This is a genomic window from Caulobacter sp. P1_B12_2, from assembly GCF_056406675.1.
In genome coordinates, this window is sequence record NZ_JBFTZS010000620.1 from 1 (window position 1) to 2,063 (window position 2,063).

The 2,063-nt window shown below is 73.3% G+C and carries 1 protein-coding gene; it reads right to left on the reverse strand.

The genetic code is table 11. The features are described from left to right. Positions 1-30 precede the first annotated feature (30 nt). A partial coding sequence (locus AC1DZ6_RS24120; RefSeq protein WP_477099635.1) for a DUF2339 domain-containing protein occupies positions 31-2,063 on the reverse strand: 2,033 nt, incomplete at its 5' end.

Sequence of the window (2,063 nt, forward strand, 5' to 3'; positions counted from 1 at the left end):
CTCCTCGACGGGTGATCTGCGAGGTCTGGCTCATGCGGCGCGGCTCCTGTCAGGGGATTCGTCGGCCGTTCCTTTGTGCCCCGCGTTCAGCCTGCGCGCCACCAGGGCTCCGGCGATAAACAGGGCGCCCACCGCCAGGAACGAGGCGGCGCGGACCACGCCGTCCAGCGTGGCCATGTCGAACAGCAACACCTTGCCGGCGGTGGCCAGCAGGACGATCAGTCCCAGCCAACGCAGGGAGACGTCCTTGCGGGCCGAGGCGCGGAACAGCACCACCAGACCAAACACCGTCCACACCGCCGAGAAGGTCCAGGTTTCCAGCCCGCCGCGATCCAGGCCCTGGCGCATGTCCGCGCCGTGGAAGGCGAAGCGGACAGCCAGGGTGACCAGGGCGAACAGCACGCCGACCGATAGGCACAGGGCGGCGCGGTCGAAGGCGCCGGCCCCGCGCCGCAGGCTGAGCGCCGCGCCCGACCCCGCGACGTAGAGGGCCAGGACAAGAACCACATGCCCTGCCGAGGCCATCGGCCTCTCGGAGGGGCCCCACCAAGGGCTGGCCAGCCAGCCGAACACCGCCAGCGCGGCGACCAGCGCGGTCCACCCGACGGCGGGCGCGGCGGCGTGCAGCCAGGCGGCGCGCGAGGTTCTCAAACGGTCGATGAGGAAGGCGCGGGCGGTCAGCAGACCGATCACCGCATAGGCGCAGGCCTCGGCCCGGCCGATCGGGTCGATGTGCAGGGTCGCGCCGTGGAAGGCCTGGCGGACGGCGGTCACCGCCCAGAGCAGGGCGAACAGCGCGGCCGCGGCGATCCAGCCCCGGGTCCAGCGGTCAGAGGGATCGGGACGGGCGCGGGCCGTGGCGGCCAGCAGCAGGGCTGGGGCCAGGAAGRTCAGCAGCAGGTCGTTGAGCAACGGCAGACCGCCCGCGAGGCTTCCCGATCCCCACCAGGGATGCAGCCACAGACCACCGGTCACCAGGCCATGGGCCGCGCCGGCGGTCACCACGACGATCAGTCTCCAGCGCGCGATGACCCCGTCGTCGGGCCGACCTCGCGTGGCGAGCAGCAGGCCGGCGCTCAACACCAAGGCGGTGCGCAGCGAGGCCTCCAGCAACGCGTTGACGCCGTCGGCGGGCGGTTTGGCCCGGGCCAGCACCGCGTGCAGGATCAGGAACAGGCCGGTCAGCAGGGTCAGCAGTGCGGCGGTCGAGAGGGCCTCAGCCTCTGTGCGATGGTCGCGCCGCCTGGCCCCGACGATCCGCGCGGCCACGCCCAGGGCGACGACCGCCAGGAGAGTAACGACGACCAGCGACAGCAGCGGCAGCCTGCCGGTGGTCGCGTCGAGCACGAAGGCGGGCCGCAGCATCGTGCTCAGGGTGACGATGGCGCCGGCCACCGCMGTGGCGGCCAGTCCGCGCCAGATCAGCCGGTTGGCGCCGGCCGCCAGGGCCAGGGCGGCCAAGGCAATGGCGACGGGCTCGGCATGGTCGGGCGTCAGGGCGTGAATGGTCAGGAAGGCCAGTTCCGCCGCGGCGGCGACCCACAGGCCCAGGCCAGGATCGCGCGCGGGCTCCTCGACTCGTCGGGCGATGAGGGCGGCGCCCGCCGCCAGCAGCAGAGCGGTCAGACCGGCGGCTAGCCCGCCCTCATGACCGGGGAGAGCCTTGGGCAGGTGGTCCAGAAGGGGCCAGGCCAGGTTGGCGAGCAGGGCCGCGCCGACCGCGCCGATGGCCAGCAGTAGTGTACGGGTCTGGGGCGTTTGGCGCAGGCCGGCGGCCAGGCCCGCGCCGGCGATCAGCGCGGACAGGCCCAGCACCTGAGCGAACACCAGGAGCGGCGCGATCGACGCGTGCCGGCTGAAGACCTCGCGCAGCAGCAGGTTCAGCAGCAGGCCCGCGACCGTCGCGACGACGGGGGCGATGAAGGCCTGGGGCGCGATCAGCCGCCGGGCCGCCAGGGCCGCGCCGGTCGCCACCAGCAACGCGCCGAGCACGGTCGCGGCGACCTGCGAGTCCAGGTGGGTTTGGCTGTTCAGCCATAGGGGCAGCGAGATCAGGCTGGTCC